Annotated in this window: 18 protein-coding genes; 2 read left to right on the top strand and 16 right to left on the bottom strand. The window is 69.9% G+C overall.

Features of this window, described 5'->3' with window-relative positions:
- The 6 genes from RMP09_RS11310 to RMP09_RS11285 all read right to left on the bottom strand — a co-directional run.
- On the bottom strand, positions 1–1,283 hold a 1,283-nt coding region (locus RMP09_RS11310; RefSeq protein WP_310566081.1), incomplete at its 3' end, for an efflux RND transporter permease subunit.
- Between the two features lie 9 nt (positions 1,284–1,292).
- Positions 1,293–2,483 carry an efflux RND transporter periplasmic adaptor subunit gene (locus RMP09_RS11305; protein ID WP_310566080.1) on the bottom strand — a complete coding sequence of 397 codons (1,191 nt, stop codon included), beginning with the start codon at positions 2,481–2,483 and terminating at the stop codon, positions 1,293–1,295.
- 63 nt (positions 2,484–2,546) lie between these two features.
- Entirely contained in the window at positions 2,547–3,794 is a 1,248-nt protein-coding gene (locus RMP09_RS11300) for an MFS transporter (RefSeq protein WP_310566079.1), read from the bottom strand.
- A 96-nt stretch (positions 3,795–3,890) separates the two neighbouring features.
- Positions 3,891–5,024: an alanine racemase gene (gene alr, locus RMP09_RS11295; RefSeq protein WP_310566078.1), complete on the bottom strand. Its 1,134-nt coding sequence runs from the start codon at positions 5,022–5,024 to the stop codon at positions 3,891–3,893.
- A 115-nt stretch (positions 5,025–5,139) separates the two neighbouring features.
- Positions 5,140–6,159, bottom strand: coding sequence for a DUF6976 family protein (locus RMP09_RS11290; RefSeq protein ID WP_310566077.1), 1,020 nt, complete (start codon positions 6,157–6,159; stop codon positions 5,140–5,142).
- Positions 6,160–6,165: 6 nt separating this feature from the next.
- Positions 6,166–6,894, bottom strand: coding sequence for a hypothetical protein (locus tag RMP09_RS11285; protein ID WP_310566076.1), 729 nt, complete (start codon positions 6,892–6,894; stop codon positions 6,166–6,168).
- A gap of 244 nt (positions 6,895–7,138) precedes the next feature.
- On the opposite strand from RMP09_RS11285, the gene lplT reads away from it, so the two are divergent.
- On the top strand, positions 7,139–8,422 hold the full coding sequence (gene lplT, locus RMP09_RS11280; protein WP_310566075.1) for a lysophospholipid transporter LplT: 1,284 nt from the start codon (positions 7,139–7,141) through the stop codon (positions 8,420–8,422).
- 214 nt (positions 8,423–8,636) lie between these two features.
- Here lplT and RMP09_RS11275 read toward each other — a convergent pair whose 3' ends face one another.
- The gene (locus RMP09_RS11275; RefSeq protein ID WP_310566074.1) at positions 8,637–9,824 is read right to left on the bottom strand and encodes a hypothetical protein; all 1,188 of its coding nucleotides are present in this window, start codon (positions 9,822–9,824) and stop codon (positions 8,637–8,639) included.
- A 193-nt stretch (positions 9,825–10,017) separates the two neighbouring features.
- On the opposite strand from RMP09_RS11275, the gene RMP09_RS11270 reads away from it, so the two are divergent.
- On the top strand, positions 10,018–10,512 hold the full coding sequence (locus RMP09_RS11270) for a glutathione peroxidase (RefSeq protein WP_310566073.1): 495 nt from the start codon (positions 10,018–10,020) through the stop codon (positions 10,510–10,512).
- A 15-nt stretch (positions 10,513–10,527) separates the two neighbouring features.
- Here RMP09_RS11270 and RMP09_RS11265 read toward each other — a convergent pair whose 3' ends face one another.
- The 9 genes from RMP09_RS11265 to RMP09_RS11225 form a co-directional block, all read right to left on the bottom strand.
- On the bottom strand, positions 10,528–11,220 hold the full coding sequence (locus tag RMP09_RS11265; RefSeq protein ID WP_310566072.1) for a YafY family protein: 693 nt from the start codon (positions 11,218–11,220) through the stop codon (positions 10,528–10,530).
- A gap of 9 nt (positions 11,221–11,229) precedes the next feature.
- Complete coding sequence (locus RMP09_RS11260) at positions 11,230–11,835, bottom strand: DUF6151 family protein (RefSeq protein ID WP_310566071.1); 606 nt, start codon at positions 11,833–11,835, stop codon at positions 11,230–11,232.
- 25 nt (positions 11,836–11,860) lie between these two features.
- Positions 11,861–12,124 carry a hypothetical protein gene (locus tag RMP09_RS11255; protein WP_310566070.1) on the bottom strand — a complete coding sequence of 88 codons (264 nt, stop codon included), beginning with the start codon at positions 12,122–12,124 and terminating at the stop codon, positions 11,861–11,863.
- A 69-nt stretch (positions 12,125–12,193) separates the two neighbouring features.
- Positions 12,194–12,571 carry a VOC family protein gene (locus RMP09_RS11250; protein WP_310566069.1) on the bottom strand — a complete coding sequence of 126 codons (378 nt, stop codon included), beginning with the start codon at positions 12,569–12,571 and terminating at the stop codon, positions 12,194–12,196.
- A 96-nt stretch (positions 12,572–12,667) separates the two neighbouring features.
- Positions 12,668–13,078, bottom strand: coding sequence for a DUF3597 domain-containing protein (locus RMP09_RS11245; protein WP_310566068.1), 411 nt, complete (start codon positions 13,076–13,078; stop codon positions 12,668–12,670).
- Positions 13,079–13,220: 142 nt separating this feature from the next.
- Complete coding sequence (glcF, locus tag RMP09_RS11240; RefSeq protein WP_310566067.1) at positions 13,221–14,450, bottom strand: glycolate oxidase subunit GlcF; 1,230 nt, start codon at positions 14,448–14,450, stop codon at positions 13,221–13,223.
- Positions 14,451–14,453: 3 nt separating this feature from the next.
- Positions 14,454–15,584: a glycolate oxidase subunit GlcE gene (gene glcE, locus RMP09_RS11235; protein ID WP_310566066.1), complete on the bottom strand. Its 1,131-nt coding sequence runs from the start codon at positions 15,582–15,584 to the stop codon at positions 14,454–14,456.
- 96 nt (positions 15,585–15,680) lie between these two features.
- Positions 15,681–15,923 carry a hypothetical protein gene (locus RMP09_RS11230; RefSeq protein ID WP_310566065.1) on the bottom strand — a complete coding sequence of 81 codons (243 nt, stop codon included), beginning with the start codon at positions 15,921–15,923 and terminating at the stop codon, positions 15,681–15,683.
- Positions 15,924–16,135: 212 nt separating this feature from the next.
- The gene (locus RMP09_RS11225; protein WP_310566064.1) at positions 16,136–17,716 is read right to left on the bottom strand and encodes an ammonium transporter; all 1,581 of its coding nucleotides are present in this window, start codon (positions 17,714–17,716) and stop codon (positions 16,136–16,138) included.
- Between the last annotated feature and the right edge of the window lie 28 nt (positions 17,717–17,744).

Raw genomic sequence — 17,744 nt, 5'->3', positions numbered from 1 at the left:
AGCGCGAACAGCGAGACGCGGTTGAGCGTGAAGCCCCAGGCCCAGCTGGCGAACAAGGTGGCCGTGAGCGTGAGGATGACCGCCGCGCCGACGATGACCGCCTCGCGCCGACCCAGCGCCAGGCCGACCAGCACGATCACGCTGGCGGTGGCGAAGATCAGTTTCTGGATCAGCTTGTTGGCCTTGTCGGCCGCGGTCTGGCCATAGTCGCGGGTGATGCTGACCTGCACGTCGTCGGGGATGACCGTGTTCTTCAGGTTCTCCAGCCGCTGGGCCGCGCCGCGCGCCACGTCCACCGCGTTTTCACCCGGTTTCTTGGTAACCGTGATGGTCACGGCCGGGTGGTTCTGGCCCTGCTGGCCGGGGTGCGCCGCGTCGGCCGCGCCGGGCGTGAACCACACATAGCGCTGCGGCTGCTGGGCGCCGGCTTCCACCCGCGCCACCTCGCGCAGGTAGACCGGGCGCCCGCTGCTGACACCGACCACGATGTCGCCCACGTCCTGTGCGTTCTGCAGGAATTCGCCGGTTTCCACCGACAGCATGCCGGGCTCGCCCGGGGCCGGGTTGGGGTTGACCACCGAGCCCGAGGGCAGGGCCTGGTTGGCCGCAGCGATGGCGCCGTGCAGCTGCTGCACGCTCACGCCGCGTTCGCGCAGCTGGGTCGGGTTGAGCCACACGTGCACCGCGCGGCCGGGGCCGCCGATGGTGACCACCTCGCGCGTGCCGGGCACGCGTTTGAGCTCGGTTTCCACCGCGTGCGCGACGCGCTCCAGGTCCATCGCGCTCTGCGCATCCTGGGTCCACAGCGTCGCGGCCAGCACCGGCACGTCGTCGATGCCCTTGGGTTTGACGATGGGGGTCAGCACGCCCAGGCCCTGGGGCAACCAGTCCTGGTTGGCGTTGAGCACGTCGTACAGGCGCACCAGCGCCTCGGTGCGCGGCACACCCACCTGGAACTGCACCGTCAGCACCGCGACGCCGGGGCGCGCGACCGAGTAGCTGTGCTCGATGCCCTGGATCTGCGAGAGCACGTGTTCGGCCGGCGCGGCGACCATCTTCTCCACGTCGGCGCTGGACGCACCGGGGAACGGGATGATCACGTTGGCCATGGTCACGTTGATCTGCGGCTCTTCCTCGCGCGGCGTGACCAGCACGGCGAACAGGCCCAGCAGCAGCGCGACCAGCGCCAGCAGCGGCGTGATGGCGTTGGACTGGAAAGCCCGCGCCATGGCGCCGGAGAAGCCCAGCTTCTCGGGCGTGGAGGGTTCGTTGGGGTGGCTCATGGCAGCGCCTTATTTCGCAACAGGCTGTGCGCCGGACAGACCGGCGCGGACGGGATCGAGCGCCACCTGGTCACCCGCCTTCAGGCCGGCCAGCACCTCGACGCCGTCGCCGTGCGTGGCGCCGGTGCGCACCGCGCGCAGCGCAAAGCCCTGGGCCCCTTCGTCCTTGGCGGTCACGACGTACACGCCGGTCAGCTCGCCGCGGCGCAGCAGGGCCGTGGCCGGCACCACCAAGCGCTGGGGCGCGGCCTGGGCGTTGGCGCCGACAAAACGCACGCGCACCTGGCGGCCCGGCACCTGGCCGGCACCGTCGGCGTCGCTCAGGTTCAGGCGCCATTCCACCGTCTGCGACACGGGGTCGGCCGCGGGCACGCTGGTCTTGGCGGCGGGCACGACCCAGCGGTCGGTGCCGGGCAGCTGCACCTCGATCTGCTGGGCCGACAGCGCCAGCGGCTGCTGCGAAGCGGGCACATAGACCACGGCGCGCATGGGTTGCGGCGCGTAGACGGTGAGGATGGGCGCGCCCGGCATGGCCAGCTGGCCAGCTTCCGCCTGGGTGGAGAGCACCCAGCCGTCGTACGGCGCGGTCAGGCGGGTGAAGCCCTGGGCCACGCTGGCCTGGGTCTGGCCGGCGCGGGCGGCGGCACCGCCGGCCTGGGCGGCCTTGTACTGGGCCAGGGCCGTGTCGAGCGCGGCCTGGGCGATGAAGCCTTGCGCGCGCAGGTCGCGCGTGCGCTCCCAGGCGGCCTTGGCGTTGGCGAGGTTGGCGTCGGCCTGGGCCACGCCGGCCTGCGCCTGCGCCACGCCGGCCTGGGTGGCGCGGTCGTCGATCACGGCCAGCACCTGGCCGGCCTGGACGCGGTCACCCGCCTTGACCGAGAGGGTCGCGATGCGGCCGCTGGCCTGGGCCGACAGCACGCTCTGGCGCACCGCCTGCAGGTGGCCATCGAATTCGGCCGCGCTGCCCACGGCGATCTGCCCCAGGGTCAGCACCGCCACCTGCGGGCCGGTGGCCGCCGGTGCGTCGGCGGCCGACACGCGGGCGCTGGCGAACAGGGCCGCACCGCCGAGCAGACTCAGCGAGAGTGCGCCGATCAACCAGCGGCGCTGGGCCGGCGGCAGCGGGGCCAGCGCCTGGCGGGCGGCGCGCAAGGGAACGGAGAGGCGGTCAACGGAACCGGAAAAAAGACGAGCAGGCATGGCAGACTCCTATACGGTCTGCAGTATACATATATACCCCCAGGGGTACAAGTCATCACCTGATCACCCCCTCACGGGCACCCCCTTGCCCAGGCGCCAGGCGCAGACCACAAAGCCCACGGCCGCCAGCACCAGCACGGCGTAGGCGGCGCGCAGACCCGCCTGTTCGGCGATTTCCCCCATCAGCAGGGCCGCCAGCTGTGCGCCCACCGTGAAGGCGATCATCAGCAGCGCCGACAGCCGCGGCGCCTCCTGCGAGAAACCGCGCAGCGCGATGCCCAGCAGGATGGGGAAGCCCACCGACACGCCCAGCCCGGTGAAGTAGTTGCACAGCGCCAGCCACACAAAGGACGGATCGGCCGGGCTGAGCCAGACGCCCGTCAGGGCCAGCGCGGCCAGGCCGCCCAGGCCCTGGATCTTCTGTTCCATGGTCCAGCGGCTGTGCACAAAGGCCTGCCAGATGCGGCCGGTGACCATGCCCGCCATGAGAAAACCCAGCGCCATGCGGGCCACCTGGTCGCTCTCGCCCAGGGCCTCGGTGGCGAAGCTCACGAACCAGAAGTACTGGCCCCATTCGGCCAGGCCGCTGCACACACCGGCAATCAGCACCCAGCGCACCAGCGGCTGGCGCAGCAGGCCGGCGTAGTCCAGCGGCGGGCGCGACACGCCGGCGGACACGCCGTGCGCGTGGTCGGGGCGGAACGCCACCTCGCGCAAATAGCGGCGCTGCAGCGTCAGCACCAGCATGACCAGGGCCATGAAGCCGAACACCAGGTAGGGCCCGCGCCAGCTGGGGTTGGCCGCCAGCACCGCCGCCGCCATCAGGGGCGAGAACATGGTGCCCAGGCTGTAGCCGACGTCGACCAGGCTGATGATGCGGGCGCGCTGCTCGGGCTCGTCGCTCATCTCGGCCAGCAGGCCGTGGCCGACGGTGAACAGCGCGGTCTCGAAGGTGGCGATGGTCACCATGAAGAAGGCCAGCCAGCCGAAGCTGGGCGCCAGCAGCACGCCCACCAGCGCCACCACCACGGCGGCGGTGTAGGCGCGCAGCAGGCGGCGCGGCGGAAAACGCTTGGCGATGGCGCCGCCCAGCAGCGAGCCGACCGCGCCACCGGCGCTCCAGATCGCCATCAACCAGCCCATCTGCTGGAAGGACACGCCCATCTGGGCGCGCAGGTTGGGGGTCACCGCCCCCAGCAGCGCCCCGAAAATGCCCCAGGTGAGGGCGCAGTACAGGATGATCCAGGCGACGTAGGGCAGGCCGCGCAGGGTTTTCAGCGGGGCGGCCAGGAAGGCGGAAACGGCGTTCACATCGGGCTTTCAATCGGGCAATGCAAACGATTGTCTGCCGAGACCCGCCCGCGCGCCCGGCGGGGCCTGCAAATGAACCTGCGTGGTACCCGGGTTCTACGCCGGCTCGGCGAACGGCACACGCTGCGCGACCGCGCACAGCAGTTCATAAGAGATGGTGCCGGCCGCGCGCGCCACCTCGTCCACCGGCAGTTGCGCACCGGTCGAGGGCGAGACGCCCCAGAGCACGGCCTCGCTGCCGATGCCGACCGGCACGCCGGTGGCGTCCAGCGGCGCCAGGTCGACGGTGATCATGTCCATGCTGATGCGGCCGACGATGCGGGTCTTCACGCCGTTGACGAGCACCGGCGTGCCGGTGGGCGCGTGGCGCGGGTAACCGTCGGCGTAGCCGCAGGCGATGACGCCGACGCGCATGGGGGCGTCGGCCGTGAAGGCCGAGCCATAGCCCACGGTGTCGCCGGGCTGCAGGCTCTGCACGCCGATGACCTTGGTGGTCAGGCTCATGGTGGGCTTCAGGCCCCAGCCGGCGGCCGTGTGTTCGGGATGGTCGGGCGCGCCGCCGTAGAGCGCGATGCCCTCGCGCACCCAGTCGGCGGCGAGCGTGGTGACGCCTTCGCCGCGCAGCGGGCTGCTCGCGTGGCGCAGGATGGCGGCGCTGTTGCACAGGCTGCGTTCGCCCGGCAGGTCGGCGGTGGCGGCCTCGAAGGCGGCCACCTGGTGGGCGATGCCGCGCGGGCCGTCGGCGTCGCTGAAGTGGGTCATGAGCGAAATCTCTTCCACCTGCGGCAGCGCATTGAGCCGCGCCCAGGCGGCGCGAAACGCATGGGGCGTGAAGCCCAGGCGGTTCATGCCGCTGTTGAGCTTGAGGAAGACGCGGTGCGGCACCTGGGTCTTGTGCGCGGCCAGCCAGTCGATCTGTTCGGTGCAGTGCACGGCGTGCCAGATGTTCAGGCGCGAACACAGTTCGAGGTCGCGCGGCTCGAACACGCCTTCGAGCAACAAGACCGGACCGCGCCAGTCCAGCGCCCGCACGCGCTGGGCCTCGGCCAGGTCGATCATCGCGAAACCGTCGGTGCTGCGCAGCGCGTCGAACACGCGTTCGATGCCGTGGCCGTAGGCGTTGGCCTTGACCACCGACCAGACGCGGGCGTCGGGCGCGCGCACGCGGGCCTGGTCCAGGTTGTGTTGCAGGGCGGCGGAGTGGACGGTGGCAAGAATGGGACGGGGCATGGCGGGACCGTGCAGAAGGACAGGGGCGGAGGTCGGCAGAAAGCGCCGACTGTCGCACAAACCCGCCCCGGCCTCACGATCGCGCAGGGCGATTCATGTGGGAGCAGCGGTGCTTCTACAGCTGCTCCAGGTTCACATAGACCATGGTCTGGTTGAGCAGCTGGAAGGCGATCTCGCCAAAGGTCATGGGGCCGGTGATCGGCCCGGTGCGCTGGCCTTCCAGCTCGCCGTAGAGGTAGTTGAGGATGCAGTTGCAGCTCCAGCTCGCGCCCAGCGCGTCGCCCGGCAACGACCGCCCGAACGCCTGGGCGTAGTCGGGCACCGGCTCGGCGATGCGGTACGCCACGTCGTCGAACACCGGCGCGTAGAAATCCACCCGGCCGGCCGCCGCATCCACCGCCTTGAACGAAACGTTGATCATGGCGCCCGAATAGTCGGCCACCAGCGGCAGGCGGGTGTCGATGCTTTTCTGCTCCAGATACTGGGCCAGGTTCATCAGCTGCCCGTTGACAAAACACTCCTGCGCCGAGAAGCCGGTGGACGGAAAACGGATTTCGTCGCCGCGGCCCGGCTGGAACAGGTTGAGGATGTCGATGCGCGGGTAGATCGACTCCGGCAGCGGAATGTGAATGGCCAGTGCGCGGTCGTTGCTGAACACCAGCGTCTGTCCGTTGACCACCACCGGCGCGGCCCGGCCCAGATCGTCCAGGTGCACGCCCGCGATCCAGCCCACCAGGGGCTTCATGTACATGTCCTCGAAGGCCGGCGCCTCGCGCGCGAAACGCGAATGCACCTCGGAGAACGCCGGCACGATCAGCACCGTCAGCCCGTGCGCCGGGGCGTCCAGCGCCACCTTGTGCAGGTTGCCCACGTCGTACCAGCGCAGCTGCGGCGCGCCGGCGTGGTTCGGCAGCTCGGTCACAAAGAGCTTCTGCCGCGAGGTTTCGCCACCGTCCTGGGCCATGAAGTACGGAATGCTGCCGGCCAGCCAGTTGCCCGGGGGCAGGCGGCGCAGCAGGGCCTCGTCGGCCGCGATCGAGAGGTAGGCGCCGCTGCGGATGGCCACCAGGGTGTCCTGCAGGTCCATCAGCGCGCCGCTGACCGGCCGCGCCGGAGGGGTTCGGGATGCGTTCATATCGGGTCAAACCAGCCGCAGCTGGTCCAGTTCATGCGTGAGCACACGCTCGTTTTTGACGAAATAGCGGTGCAGCTCCTTGAGCTTGAGCAGGCGCACCTCCTCGTCGTGGATCAGGTCCAGCTGCGAGCGCAGCTTGGTCAGCATCAGCTTGAGACTGAGGACTTTGATGTCCAGGCTCAGATCACCGTCGAGCAGGCGCAGCCAGACCGGGTCGGTCACATCGGGCACGGCGCTGCCGGCGGGTGCGGGCTCGGCGGACGCGGCCGCTGGCGGCGGCGGCTCGGTCGGCCGGGCGGGCTCGGGCTCGGCGCCCCCGGCGCGCCCGGTGTCCAGTGCGTAGCGGTAGCGCCAGACGTCCTGCAGGCTCAGGTCCAGCAGCGCGCAGACCGACTGCAGCGGCACGCCCTCGCCGAACAGCGCGAACACCCGTGCCGCCAGCGCCCGTGTGAACGGCATGCCGGTCTCGCCCATCCAGCCGACGCCCTTGGACTCGAAGCCCAGCGGCTGTGTCACGTGCAGGTGAAAGCGGATCGGTCCGATCGCCAGGTGCTGCCAGACCGCCACCTCGCCCGCCGGAGCCGCCTTGGGCCGGCCGAACCAGCCGCGCTCGGGCGCCTGGCCGATCCAGACGTCGCAGCGGCGCTTGCGCACGTCCAGCCGGTAGTCGCGAACTTCCCAAGGCCGCTCTATCAACAGCAGCTGTCGCAGCAGCGCCTTGTCCATGCTGATCATGTAGGTGTCTCCTCTTGTGGATGCCGGAGCACCGGCCGCAAGACCCGTTCCAGCCCTGTCTTGCGCCAAACTGACACACCGGCACCGATGCCGGCGGCGCCATTGCCACCGGGCGCAACACCGGGCCGCGCCGTCCCGGGACCGTCCGGGTGGCGTGCTATAACCCCGCATCGTTGGAGACAGCCCCAGGCCCCACGCAGCCGCTCCCCCCGGACACCGAACGCCGGCCACAACAAGACCCCTGATGAAGCGCGGCTTCTACACCATCATGACGGCGCAGTTTTTCAGCTCTCTGGCTGACAACGCGCTGTTTGTGGCCGCCATCGAGCTGCTGCGCAGCCGGCACGCGCCCGAATGGCAAAGCGCGGCCCTGGTGCCCCTGTTTGCCCTGTTCTACGTGGTGCTGGCCCCGTTCGTGGGGGCGTTTGCCGACGCGCGGCCCAAAGGCCAGGTCATGTTCATCAGCAACGCCATCAAGGTGGTGGGCTGTCTGCTGATGCTGGTGGGTGTGCACCCACTGCTGGCCTACACCCTGGTGGGCCTGGGCGCCGCGGCCTATTCGCCGGCCAAGTACGGCATCCTCACCGAACTGCTGCCGCCCTCGCAACTGGTCAAGGCCAACGGCTGGATCGAGGGCCTGACCATCGCCTCCATCATCCTGGGCGTGCTGCTCGGCGGCCAGCTGGTCGGACCGTACCTGTCGGCCAAGCTGCTCGCCCTCGACCTGCCGTTCCTGTCCACCGGCATCGACCGCGCGGCCGAAGCGGCCATTGCGGTGCTGGTGGCGGTGTACGCGCTGGCCGCCGCGTTCAACCTGCGCATCCCGCTGACCGGCGTGACGCCGCGCCCCATGCAGCGCAACCCGGTGTTCCTGCTGCAGGACTTCTGGCTCTGCAACAGCCGCCTGTGGCGCGACCACCTGGGCCAGATCTCGCTGTCCACCACCACGCTGTTCTGGGGCGTGAGCGGCAACCTGCGCTACATCGTGCTGGCCTGGGCCGGCGCGGCGCTGGGTTACAGCACCACCCAGGCCTCCAGCCTGGTGGGCGTGGTGGCGCTGGGCACGGCGGTGGGGGCGGTTGTCGCCTCGCTGCGCATGAAGCTGGACCAGGCCACCCGCGTCATGCCCCTGGGCGTGGCCATGGGCGTGCTGGTGATCGCGATGAACTTCATCGACAACGTCTGGGTCGCCGCACCGTTCCTGGTGCTGCTGGGCGGCCTGGGCGGCTTCCTGGTGGTGCCCATGAACGCGCTGCTGCAGCACCGCGGCCACAACCTGATGGGCGCGGGCCGCTCGATCGCGGTGCAGAACTTCAACGAACAGGCCTGCATCCTGAGCCTGGGCGCGCTCTACAGCTTCTCCACCGGCATGGGCCTGTCGGCCTTCGCCGCCATCACCGCCTTCGGCCTGCTCGTGGCGGGCTTCATGTGGCTGATCATGAAGTGGCACCAGCGCAACCAGCGCGTGCACGGGGTGGAACTGGAGCGGCTGCTGGAGATCGCGCGCCGCGATGATTTGCACGGGTAACCCCCCGCGCCGCGCCTGAAGGCGCGTCACCCCCCAGGGGGCGATGCGAGTGGCCCGGCAAAGCCGGTTCCACCGCATCCTTGAACATGGCACGCGCGCCGGCAAGGTCGCGATCGAATGAGGGGAAGCCGATTCCAGGGCACCGCGGAACCGGCTTTGCCGGGCCGCCAGTGCCGCCCCCTTGGGGGGTGACGCCGCAGGCGGCGCGGGGGGGTCAAAACCCTATATTGGTTTTCTCGAACCCGTCGAGCTCGACCAGCCGGTGCTGCGCCAGCAGCTTGTAGAACTCGGCTTCGGCCACCGAGCGCGAGAGGTAGGCATCGCCGCCGGCCAGGCCGGCCTTGATGCGGTCCATGCTGCCCGCGCTGGGCGCGAACATGATGACCACCGGCGACTGGCCATTGGGCTGTTTGCACTGTTTGGCGGCACGGCACACCTGGTAGGTGTCGGGTTCGCCGTTGAGGCGATCGATCGCGACCAGCCGGTACGGGTGCGCCTTGAGCATCACCAGCGCCTGTTTGCCTTCGCGCGACCAATCGATGTTCAGGCCGTACTTCTTGAAGCGTTTGTGCAGGATGCGGCCCTCGACCAGGCTTTCGGAGACCAGCAGCATGTCGCCGCGTTGCACCGCCGGCGGAACGGTCTTGCCCGTCTGGTTGGATGAGCGGGGCGAACGGGTCCTGGGCGAACGCGAGTTCGGCTGGGGCAGGTCGTCCAGGCCACCAAAGTCGGTCAAGCGCATCACACCCGGTCGTGCGGCGCGCGCGTTGAGCGCCTGCTGCCGCGGCGTGAGCGGCATGGACCTGGACACGCGCGGCGTCGGCGCGGCGGCCGGCGCCGCCGTGGACGCGACCGTCGAACGCACCATCGGCCGCGTGGACGGGAACTCGGTGTCGGCCGAGCGGCGCCGCGGCAGGGCCGCCGGCACCATGGGGGCGCTGGTCGGCAGCGGCATCTTGGCGCTCTGCAGCGGCTCGGTGGCGGCAAAACCCCGATCAGCCCCCTGGCGCGCCGCCCCGGGCTGCACCCCCTTCACCCCCGGGCGGCCGGTCGCCCGGGCCGCCATCGACGACGGTGCCGTGGCGGGACTGGGCGCCACGCCCACCAGCCGGTCGAGTTCGGCCAGCACCGAGACCAGCTTGATCGGCTTGCGCTGCAGCGGCCAGCCGGTGCCGCCGTCGCTGTTGCCCACCAGCAGCACCTTGCCGGGCAGTTCGGCGTACTGCACCAGATGCAGGGCCTGCAGGTTGTCGGCGTTGACGATGAGGATCTGCGCGTCCATCACCTCGTCCTGCACCTGGTAGGCCGGCGGGCGGCGGGCCGCCAGCCGGAAAAAGGATTCAAAGGTCGCCGACTCGTTCTCGGCAAAGCCCACCAAGGCTATCGTGTATGCGCCCACCATGCCACCGCCTCTTGTGTTGATCTGTTTCGTGATGAAATGAATACCAAGGGCTTACCCCTTCTCCCATCAGTATGCCCGCTTTGGTGCAGTGGCCGCCGCCGATCCTCGGCGCGGCCGTGAGACATTTCCCGCAAGTCGCAGATGTGCGGCACCATGTGTGGCTGCCATCCCACCCGACCGACCGGAGTTGCCCATGACCACCCCGCCCACCAGCGTCTACGACTTCGACGCCTTGTCCATCGAGGGCCGTGCCGTGCCCCTGTCGCAGTACCGCGGGCGGGTGCTGCTGATCGTCAACACCGCCAGCGCCTGCGGCTTCACGCCGCAGCTGGGGGGGCTGGAACAGTTGCACCAGACCTACGGCGCCCGCGGCCTGGTGGTGCTGGGTTTCCCGTGCAACCAGTTCGGCGGTCAGGACCCGGGCAGCAACGACGAGATCGGCGCCTTCTGCCAGAAGAACTACGGCGTGAGCTTTCCCATGATGGGCAAGATCGACGTCAACGGCGCCGACGCCCACCCGCTGTACCGCTGGCTCACAGCAGAGGCGCCCGGCCTGCTGGGCAGCAAAGGCATCAAGTGGAATTTCACCAAGTTCCTGGTGGGCCAGGACGGGCGCGTGCTCAGGCGCTACGCGCCGCAGGACGCGCCGGAGAAGCTGGCCAAGGACATCGAGGCCGCCCTGGCCTGAACCCGGCGCGGCGTTTCAGCCCAGCGTGCCGCACCCGGTCTCGCGGCGCAACAGGTCGGCCAGCGTCTTGCCGGGCTCGGCGGGAAACACCGCTTCGCCCACCTGCACCGTCTCCATGCGGTCGAGCCGGAAGTTGCGGAAGTCCTGCCGCTGCTCGCACCAGGCCGCCAGCGTCCAGACCTTGCCCCAGTAAAAGCAGCCCAGCGGCCGCACCTGCCGCTCGGAGCGGCGCTCGTTCAGGTCGGTGTAGCGCAACGCCACCCAGCGCCGGGCCTGCGCCGCTTCGCGCAGCACCTGCAGCCGCGACGCCAGTTCAGGCGCCAGCCCCACCGGCGCCACCATCAGCTGCTGGCTCTCGACCTCGGCCCGCACACTGTTTGGCAGCACCGACAGCACCCGCGACATCGCGTCCGACGCCGCCAGCGCCATCGCCGGGTCCAGCCATTGCTGCGCCAGCCGGGTGGCGAGGGCCATGGCGCGCGCTTCGTCGACGGTGAACATCAGTGGCGGCAACTCGAACCCCCGGCCCAGCCGGTAACCCACGCCCGCCTCGCCCTCGATCGGCACCCCCTGCGCCTGCAGGTCGGCCACATCGCGGTAGACCGTGCGCGGCGACACCTCCAGCCGCTCACCCAGCCAGGCCGCGGTGGACAGGCGCCGCCCGCGGATCAGCTGAACCAGGGCAAAGAGTCGGTCGGCGCGGCGCATGGCAAGGCCTCAAACCGCCGCCGACGGCGCGTCGAGACGGGCACGTTCATCCGACGTCAGCACGGTGGGTTCGACCACGGGCGCACCCGCCGCCGTGAAGAACGGGTTGACTTGGTATCTCCCCGACAGTCGACTGCCCGCGACGATCCGCAGGATCCGCAGCAAGGCCGCTGGCAAGCCGAAGGCCCGAGGCTTGGGCTCGCCCAGCGCGCTCTGCGTGTTGGCACTCGCCAGCACGGGGCCGAAGGCCGCCTCAAGTGGCGCGCTGTCTAGGCACGGCACGAGCAGGCCGGTGAACGGCAGGTTGCGGCTGGTCATGGTGTTGCCCACCGGGGTGCGGCAGCACGCGGCGTACCAGCGCAACATGCCCTGGGGCGACAGACGCATCACCGCCAGGTGTTCGATGCCCCGGGTGAACCGGATGCGGTGCGGCGCCAGCTGCACCACGTCCGAGCCGCCCTGCGCGTCCAGCACGCGCGCGGCCGGACCGAGATACCGGGCGAACGCCTGACAGTCCTTGCAGTAGCACACCATGCGGCTGGTTGGTCCACCCCGTTCGATCTGGCCTTGCAAGGCACCGCAACGGCAACGCAGGGGATGGGTGTCGGCGGTCATGAAGGCTTCCTGAACAGGTGGGCATTCATTGTGCGGTCATCCCGACAGGTGACAGCCCCAGCGCATCGAGCTGCGGTGCGATCGGTGCTGGCTCGGCGGCCAGATCGCGCACATCGTGCCGGAACGGCACGAAGCCGCCGACCACGTCGCCCGGACGCAGCCGCCGCAGCGGCGCACCCTGGCCGTGGCAGACCTGCATGAAACCCACCGGCGCGTGGTCGCGACCACGCTGCGCGTGTTCGGCGCAGGCCACCGCGATCCAGCAACGCGGCCGGGGCGGCGGTGGCAACGTTCACTGGCCTACCTTCGCCCTGACGGCCTGTGGGGCGAGCGCCCTTCGGAACGGCCGGACGGTCGCTCATGCCAGCGCGTGGATGCCCACGCGGTTGCCTTCGCTGTCGATGATGTGGGCGAAGCAGCCCATGCCGTCGGGCAGGGTCACCTTGGGCAGCGCCACCTGGCCGCCCAGCCCTTCGACGCGCGCGAGCCAGGGATCGAGGTTGTCGCCGGCGTTGAGGTAGACCAGCGTGCCCTGGGTGGCCGGCTGCATGGCCGGGCTCTTGAACAGCGCGCCGCGCACATCGTTCTCGCGGTCGCCGGGAAAGACGGCCAGCTCCTGGCCGGGGCCGCCGAAAGCTTCGCGCTGGAGGGACTGGCGGGTCAGCGCTTCGTAAAACCGCTGCGCGCGGTCCATGTCGGCGACGGGGATTTCGAACCAGTTGAGGGCATGTGCCATGAAAAACTCCAGGTCGTGGTTGAACAGGACCTGGAGTCTGAGCGCCCCCTCCTGCCAGCGTGTTGTCAGCAGGCTGGCAGTGCTGGCATCAATGCATCAGAGCAGCTCGGACGGGATGTTGCCGCCGTTGGCGGCGATGTGACCCAGCACGTTCTTGTGCAGCCACATGTTCATCTGGGCCGAGTCGGCCATCTTCTCGTCGGGGCAGTACAGCTCCTTGGCCAGTTCCTTGCGCGCGGCCAGGCTGCTGTCCAGGCCCAGCAGCTTGAGCAGGTCGACGATGGAGGTCTTCCAGTTGAGCTTCTCGGGGTGGTTGGCGGCCTTCTCGGTCAGCAGGGCGACCACGTCCACCATGGCGATGGGGTTGACCACGGGCGCGGCCGGGGCCGCCGGCGCTGGAGCAGCGGCGGCGGCTGCGGGGGCGGTCGCGGGCGGCGGTGTGATGACGGGCGCGGCGGCCGCCTCTTTCATGCCCAGCTTTTCCAGGATGTTGCTGAAGAAACCCATGTCAAATCTCCAATGGCGTCGTGAACACAAACACGGCGTCCGACGCTGAGGACACCGCCGCCCCAGCTTAGCGCCGCCCGACGACAAAGGTGTTACTTTTTCCCGCACCGGACGGCGGCCCGTGCACAAATGCCGCCTGGTGTCAGGCCAGCGCCGCGTCCAGCAGCTCGATCCAGTGCTTCACCGGCGTGGCGGTGCCGCTTTGCAGGTGGGTGATGCAGCCGATGTTGGCGCTGGCGATCACCGCCGGCTGCAACTCGTTCAGGTGGCCGAGCTTGCGGTCGCGCAGCTGGTAGGACAGCTCGGGATTCAGCACCGAGTAGGTGCCGGCCGAACCGCAGCACAGGTGGGCTTCGTTCTTCGCCACCTGCACCGTGAAGCCCAGCGCGGCCAGGTGCGTTTCGACACCGCCCTTGAGCTGCTGGCCGTGCTGCAGGGTGCAGGGCGGGTGGAAGCCGATGACTTTCTTCGCGTCGGGTTGCTGCGCCAGCTTGGGCCTGAGCACCGGCACCAGGGCGGGCAGCAGTTCGCTCAGGTCTTTCGTCAGCGCGCTGATGCGCGCCGCCTTGGCGGCGTAGACCGGGTCGTGCTGCAGGATGTGGCCGTACTCCTTGACGGTGACGCCGCAGCCGGAGGCGTTCATCACGATGGCTTCGGCGCCCGCCTCCACATGCGGCCACCAGGCGTCGATGTTGGCGCGCATCTGGGCCATGCCGCCGTCCTGGTCGTTGAGGTGAAACTTCACCGCGCCGCAGCAGCCGGCTTCCGAAGCCACCACGGTCTGGATGCCGGCGGCGTCGAGCACGCGCGCGGTGGCGGTGTTGATGTTGGGCATCATGGCCGGCTGCACGCAACCCGCGAGCATCAGCACCTTGCGCGCATGGGTGGCGGTGGGCCAGCGGCCGGCGTCCTGCTTCGCGGGCACCTTGTTCTTGATCGTCTCGGGCAGCAGCTCGCGCACCAGCTGGCCGAGCTTCATCGCGGGGCCGAAGGCGGGCGAGGTCAGCCCTTCTTTCAGCAGCCAGCGCACCGCCCTTTCGCCGGCCGGGCGCGGCACCTTGGCGTCGACGATCTTGCGGCCGATGTCGACCAGATGGCCGTAGTCCACGCCGCTGGGGCAGGTGCTTTCGCAGTTGCGGCAGGTCAGGCAGCGGTCCAGGTGCAGCTGCGTCTTGCGCGTGGGCTCGGCGCCTTCGAGCACCTGCTTCATCAGGTAGATGCGGCCGCGCGGGCCGTCCAGCTCGTCGCCGAGCAGCTGGTAGGTCGGGCAGGTGGCGGTGCAGAAGCCGCAGTGCACACACTTGCGCAGGATGGCTTCGGCCGCCTGGCCGTCGAGCGTGTTCTGGTATTGGGGGGCGAGTTGGGTTTGCATGGCTTATCCCATCCGGCCGGGGTTGAAGAGGCCCTGCGGGTCGAAGGCCTCGCGCAGGCGGCGCGTGATGGTGTGAATCGCCGTGCTCTGCGCGTCGAAGCGGCGCACGCCGGGCGCGCCATCGGTCCCGGCGCGGAACAGCGTGGCGTGGCCCTGCACCGCGGCAGCGGCGGCGCGGATCTGCGTCGCCGCCGAGGCGGGCGCCCACAGCCAGCGCTGCGCGCCTTGCCATTCGATCAGCTGGGCAAACGGCAGGTCCAGCACCGGCGCGGTCTGCGGCAATGACAGGCGCCACAGGCAGACATCGGGCGACGGCGCGGTGAAGAACGGCAGGCGCTGGTCGCGGCAGGCGGCCCAGTCGGGGCCGGCCTGGGCGTTGTCCATGCGCTGGCCGCCGGCTTCGCGGGTCAAGCGCTCGCTGGCGGCTTCGACGGCCGCGACGGCGCCGCGCAGGCGCACGAACAGCAGCTCCGGTTGGTCCGGCGCTGTTTCATCCTTCACCCAGCACGATGCATTCAAAGGCAGCGGCTGACCGCCCAAGCGGTGCAGCTGTTCCAGCGCGTCGTGCTGGCCCATCTGGAACACCAGGGTCGCCTCGCCCGGCGCGACCGGCAGCACCTTGAGCGAGAGGTGGGTGATCACGCCCAGCGTGCCCATGGAGCCGGCGAGCGCACGGCTGATGTCGTAGCCGGCCACGTTCTTCATGACCTGACCGCCGAAGGTCAGCCACTCGCCACGGCCGTCGATGAACTGGGCGCCGAGCACGTAATCGCGCACGCCGCCCACGCTGGCACGGGCCGGGCCGGCCAGGCCCGCGGCGACCACGCCGCCAATGGTGGACCCGTCACCGACATGCGGCGGATCGAAGGGCAGGTGCTGGCCTTTTTCCGCCAGCGCGGCCTCGACCGCGGCCAGCGGCGTGCCGGCCCGCACGGTGATGACCAGCTCGGTCGGCTCGTGGCTGACGATGCCCGACCACTCGCGGGTGTCCAGCGGCTGGCCCTGCAAGGGTTCGCCGAGAAAGGCCTTGGTGTCGCCGCCGCGGATGCGCAGCGGCGTGCGCGCAGCGGCCGCGGCGCGCACCTGCTCGATCAGGGCCTGCGGGGTGTCTGGATTGGTGGGGCTGTCTTGCATGGCCGCCATGGTAGCGGCGGGGCCTGGCGCGGCCGTTGAATTTTTTGCACGCAGCGCTGCAATCGCAGCGGAGCGCGGGGGACCGAGCCCCGTCGCTCAATCGCGCCCGGTGTGTCCCAGACAGGCGCCGGCGTTGGGCCGGCCCTTGCATTCTTTTCGCAGCCGCTGGCGGCGCGCGGCCGGTCTTTCGGCCGAGGGCGCGTCGATGAAGCGCACGCTGGTGGGCAACTGGCGCCCGGCGGGTGCCGGGGCCGAGCCTGGCGTGGCGCCGATGGCGGCCGAGCCGCCCAGCAGGAGCATGAGCGCGGCACAACGACCGGCGACGGTGATTCGGAACATGGGGCCTCCCTGCGATGTGTGACGGCACCCATGCTCGTCGCGGCCGGCGCCCACTGTCTGTGACGCATTCACCAGCGCCAGCCGCCGCCGGACGAAAAAAAGCCCCCGGGCCGGGCGGCGCGGGGGCTCAACATCCATCGGAGACGCTCTGACAAATCGGCGGCGTGTGCGCTGGCGTTCCTTTCAGGTGCACACGCCGGGGTGGCGGTCGATCAGCGGTTGTAGGCGGTTTCGCCGTGCGAGCTGATGTCCAGACCTTCGCGTTCCTGCTCTTCGGTCACGCGCAGGCCGATGGTCAGGTCGACGATCTTGTAGGCAACGACGGAGACCACGCCCGACCACACGATGGTGATCAGCACGGCCTTGGCTTGCGTCCAGACCTGGCCGGCGATGGTGTAGGCGTCGGCCGTGACCATGGCCACCGTGGTCCAGTCGGCCACCAGCGAGGGGCCACCCAGGTTGGGGCTGTTGAACACGCCGGTCAGCAGGGCACCCAGGATGCCGCAGACACCGTGCACGCCGAACACGTCCAGCGAGTCGTCCGCGCCCAGCAGCTTCTTCAGGCCGGTCACGCCCCACAGGCCGGCAAAGCCCGCCAGGAAGCCGATGATCAGGGCACCGACGATGCCGACGTTGCCGGCAGCGGGGGTGATGGCGACCAGGCCGGCGACGGCACCGGAGGCGGCGCCCAGCATGGAGGCCTTGCCCTTGGCGAGCGATTCACCGATGCACCAGGCCAGCACGGCGGCGGCGGTGGCGAAGAAGGTGTTGATGAAGGCCAGGGCGGCGTAGCCGTTGGCTTCCAGGGCGGAACCGGCGTTGAAACCGAACCAGCCCACCCACAGCAGCGAGGCGCCGACCATGGTCAGGGTCAGGCTGTGCGGGGCCATGGCTTCCTTGCCGTAACCGATGCGCTTGCCCACCATGTAGGCACCGACCAGACCGGCGACGGCGGCGTTGATGTGCACCACGGTGCCGCCGGCGAAGTCCAGCGCGCCCATCTGCCAGATGTAGCCGGCCTTGCCGTTCATCTCATCGACCACGTTGGCGGCGCTGTAGGCGTCCGGACCCATCCAGTACCAGACCATGTGGGCGATCGGGGCGTAGGAGAAGGTGAACCAGATGGCGGTGAACAGCAGCACGGCGCTGAACTTCATGCGCTCGGCGAAGGCACCCACGATCAGGGCGCAGGTGATGCCGGCGAAGGTGGCCTGGAAGGCGGCGAACACGATCTCGGGAATCACGACCCCCTTGGAGAAGGTGGCGGCGTTCACAAACGTGCCGGCGGCGTTGTCCCAGATGCCCTTCATGAACAGGCGGTCGAAACCACCGACGAAGGCGTTGCCCTCGGTGAAGGCCAGGCTGTAGCCGTAGACGGCCCACAGCACGACGATCATCGAGAAGGTCACCATGACCTGCATCAGCACCGACAGCATGTTCTTGCTGCGCACCAGGCCGCCGTAGAACAGGGCCAGGCCGGGCACGGTCATCAGAATGACCAGCAGGGTGGAGACCATCATCCAGGCGGTGTCGCCCTTGTCGGGGGTCGGGGCGGGCGCGGCTGCGGCTGCGGCCGGTGCGGCCTCTGCGGCAGCGGCCGGTGCTGCAGCAGCGTCGGCGGCCGGTGCGGCTGCGGGCGCCGCGGCGGCATCGGCCGCGGGTGCGGCAGCGGCGTCTGCCGGTGCAGCGGTGGCCGTGGCGGCCGCGGGTTCGGTGGTGGTCTGCGCCGTGGCGTTCAGGCCGCCCAACGCCAGGCCCATGCCCAGCAACAAGGTCGCAAGTAGCTTTTTCATGTTGGTGCTCTTTCGTGTGCGGGTGCCG

This window comes from Hydrogenophaga sp. (assembly GCF_031426985.1).
GTDB lineage: Bacteria > Pseudomonadota > Gammaproteobacteria > Burkholderiales > Burkholderiaceae_C > Hydrogenophaga.
The sequence above is the reverse complement of the archived record's forward strand: the minus strand, read 5'-3'. Positions and strand labels throughout refer to the sequence as shown.

What these genes read in the sequence shown, in the direction of transcription:
- RMP09_RS11305 (WP_310566080.1), bottom strand. Translation starts at nt 2,483, where the DNA reads ATGCCTGCTCGTCTTTTTTCCGGTTCCGTTGACCGCCTCTCCGTTCCC.
- alr (WP_310566078.1), bottom strand. Translation starts at nt 5,024, where the DNA reads ATGCCCCGTCCCATTCTTGCCACCGTCCACTCCGCCGCCCTGCAACAC.
- RMP09_RS11290 (WP_310566077.1), bottom strand. Translation starts at nt 6,159, where the DNA reads ATGAACGCATCCCGAACCCCTCCGGCGCGGCCGGTCAGCGGCGCGCTG.
- RMP09_RS11285 (WP_310566076.1), bottom strand. Translation starts at nt 6,894, where the DNA reads ATGATCAGCATGGACAAGGCGCTGCTGCGACAGCTGCTGTTGATAGAG.
- lplT (WP_310566075.1), top strand. Translation starts at nt 7,139, where the DNA reads ATGAAGCGCGGCTTCTACACCATCATGACGGCGCAGTTTTTCAGCTCT.
- RMP09_RS11275 (WP_310566074.1), bottom strand. Translation starts at nt 9,824, where the DNA reads ATGGTGGGCGCATACACGATAGCCTTGGTGGGCTTTGCCGAGAACGAG.
- RMP09_RS11270 (WP_310566073.1), top strand. Translation starts at nt 10,018, where the DNA reads ATGACCACCCCGCCCACCAGCGTCTACGACTTCGACGCCTTGTCCATC.
- RMP09_RS11265 (WP_310566072.1), bottom strand. Translation starts at nt 11,220, where the DNA reads ATGCGCCGCGCCGACCGACTCTTTGCCCTGGTTCAGCTGATCCGCGGG.
- RMP09_RS11260 (WP_310566071.1), bottom strand. Translation starts at nt 11,835, where the DNA reads ATGACCGCCGACACCCATCCCCTGCGTTGCCGTTGCGGTGCCTTGCAA.
- RMP09_RS11250 (WP_310566069.1), bottom strand. Translation starts at nt 12,571, where the DNA reads ATGGCACATGCCCTCAACTGGTTCGAAATCCCCGTCGCCGACATGGAC.
- RMP09_RS11245 (WP_310566068.1), bottom strand. Translation starts at nt 13,078, where the DNA reads ATGGGTTTCTTCAGCAACATCCTGGAAAAGCTGGGCATGAAAGAGGCG.
- glcF (WP_310566067.1), bottom strand. Translation starts at nt 14,450, where the DNA reads ATGCAAACCCAACTCGCCCCCCAATACCAGAACACGCTCGACGGCCAG.
- glcE (WP_310566066.1), bottom strand. Translation starts at nt 15,584, where the DNA reads ATGCAAGACAGCCCCACCAATCCAGACACCCCGCAGGCCCTGATCGAG.
- RMP09_RS11230 (WP_310566065.1), bottom strand. Translation starts at nt 15,923, where the DNA reads ATGTTCCGAATCACCGTCGCCGGTCGTTGTGCCGCGCTCATGCTCCTG.
- RMP09_RS11225 (WP_310566064.1), bottom strand. Translation starts at nt 17,716, where the DNA reads ATGAAAAAGCTACTTGCGACCTTGTTGCTGGGCATGGGCCTGGCGTTG.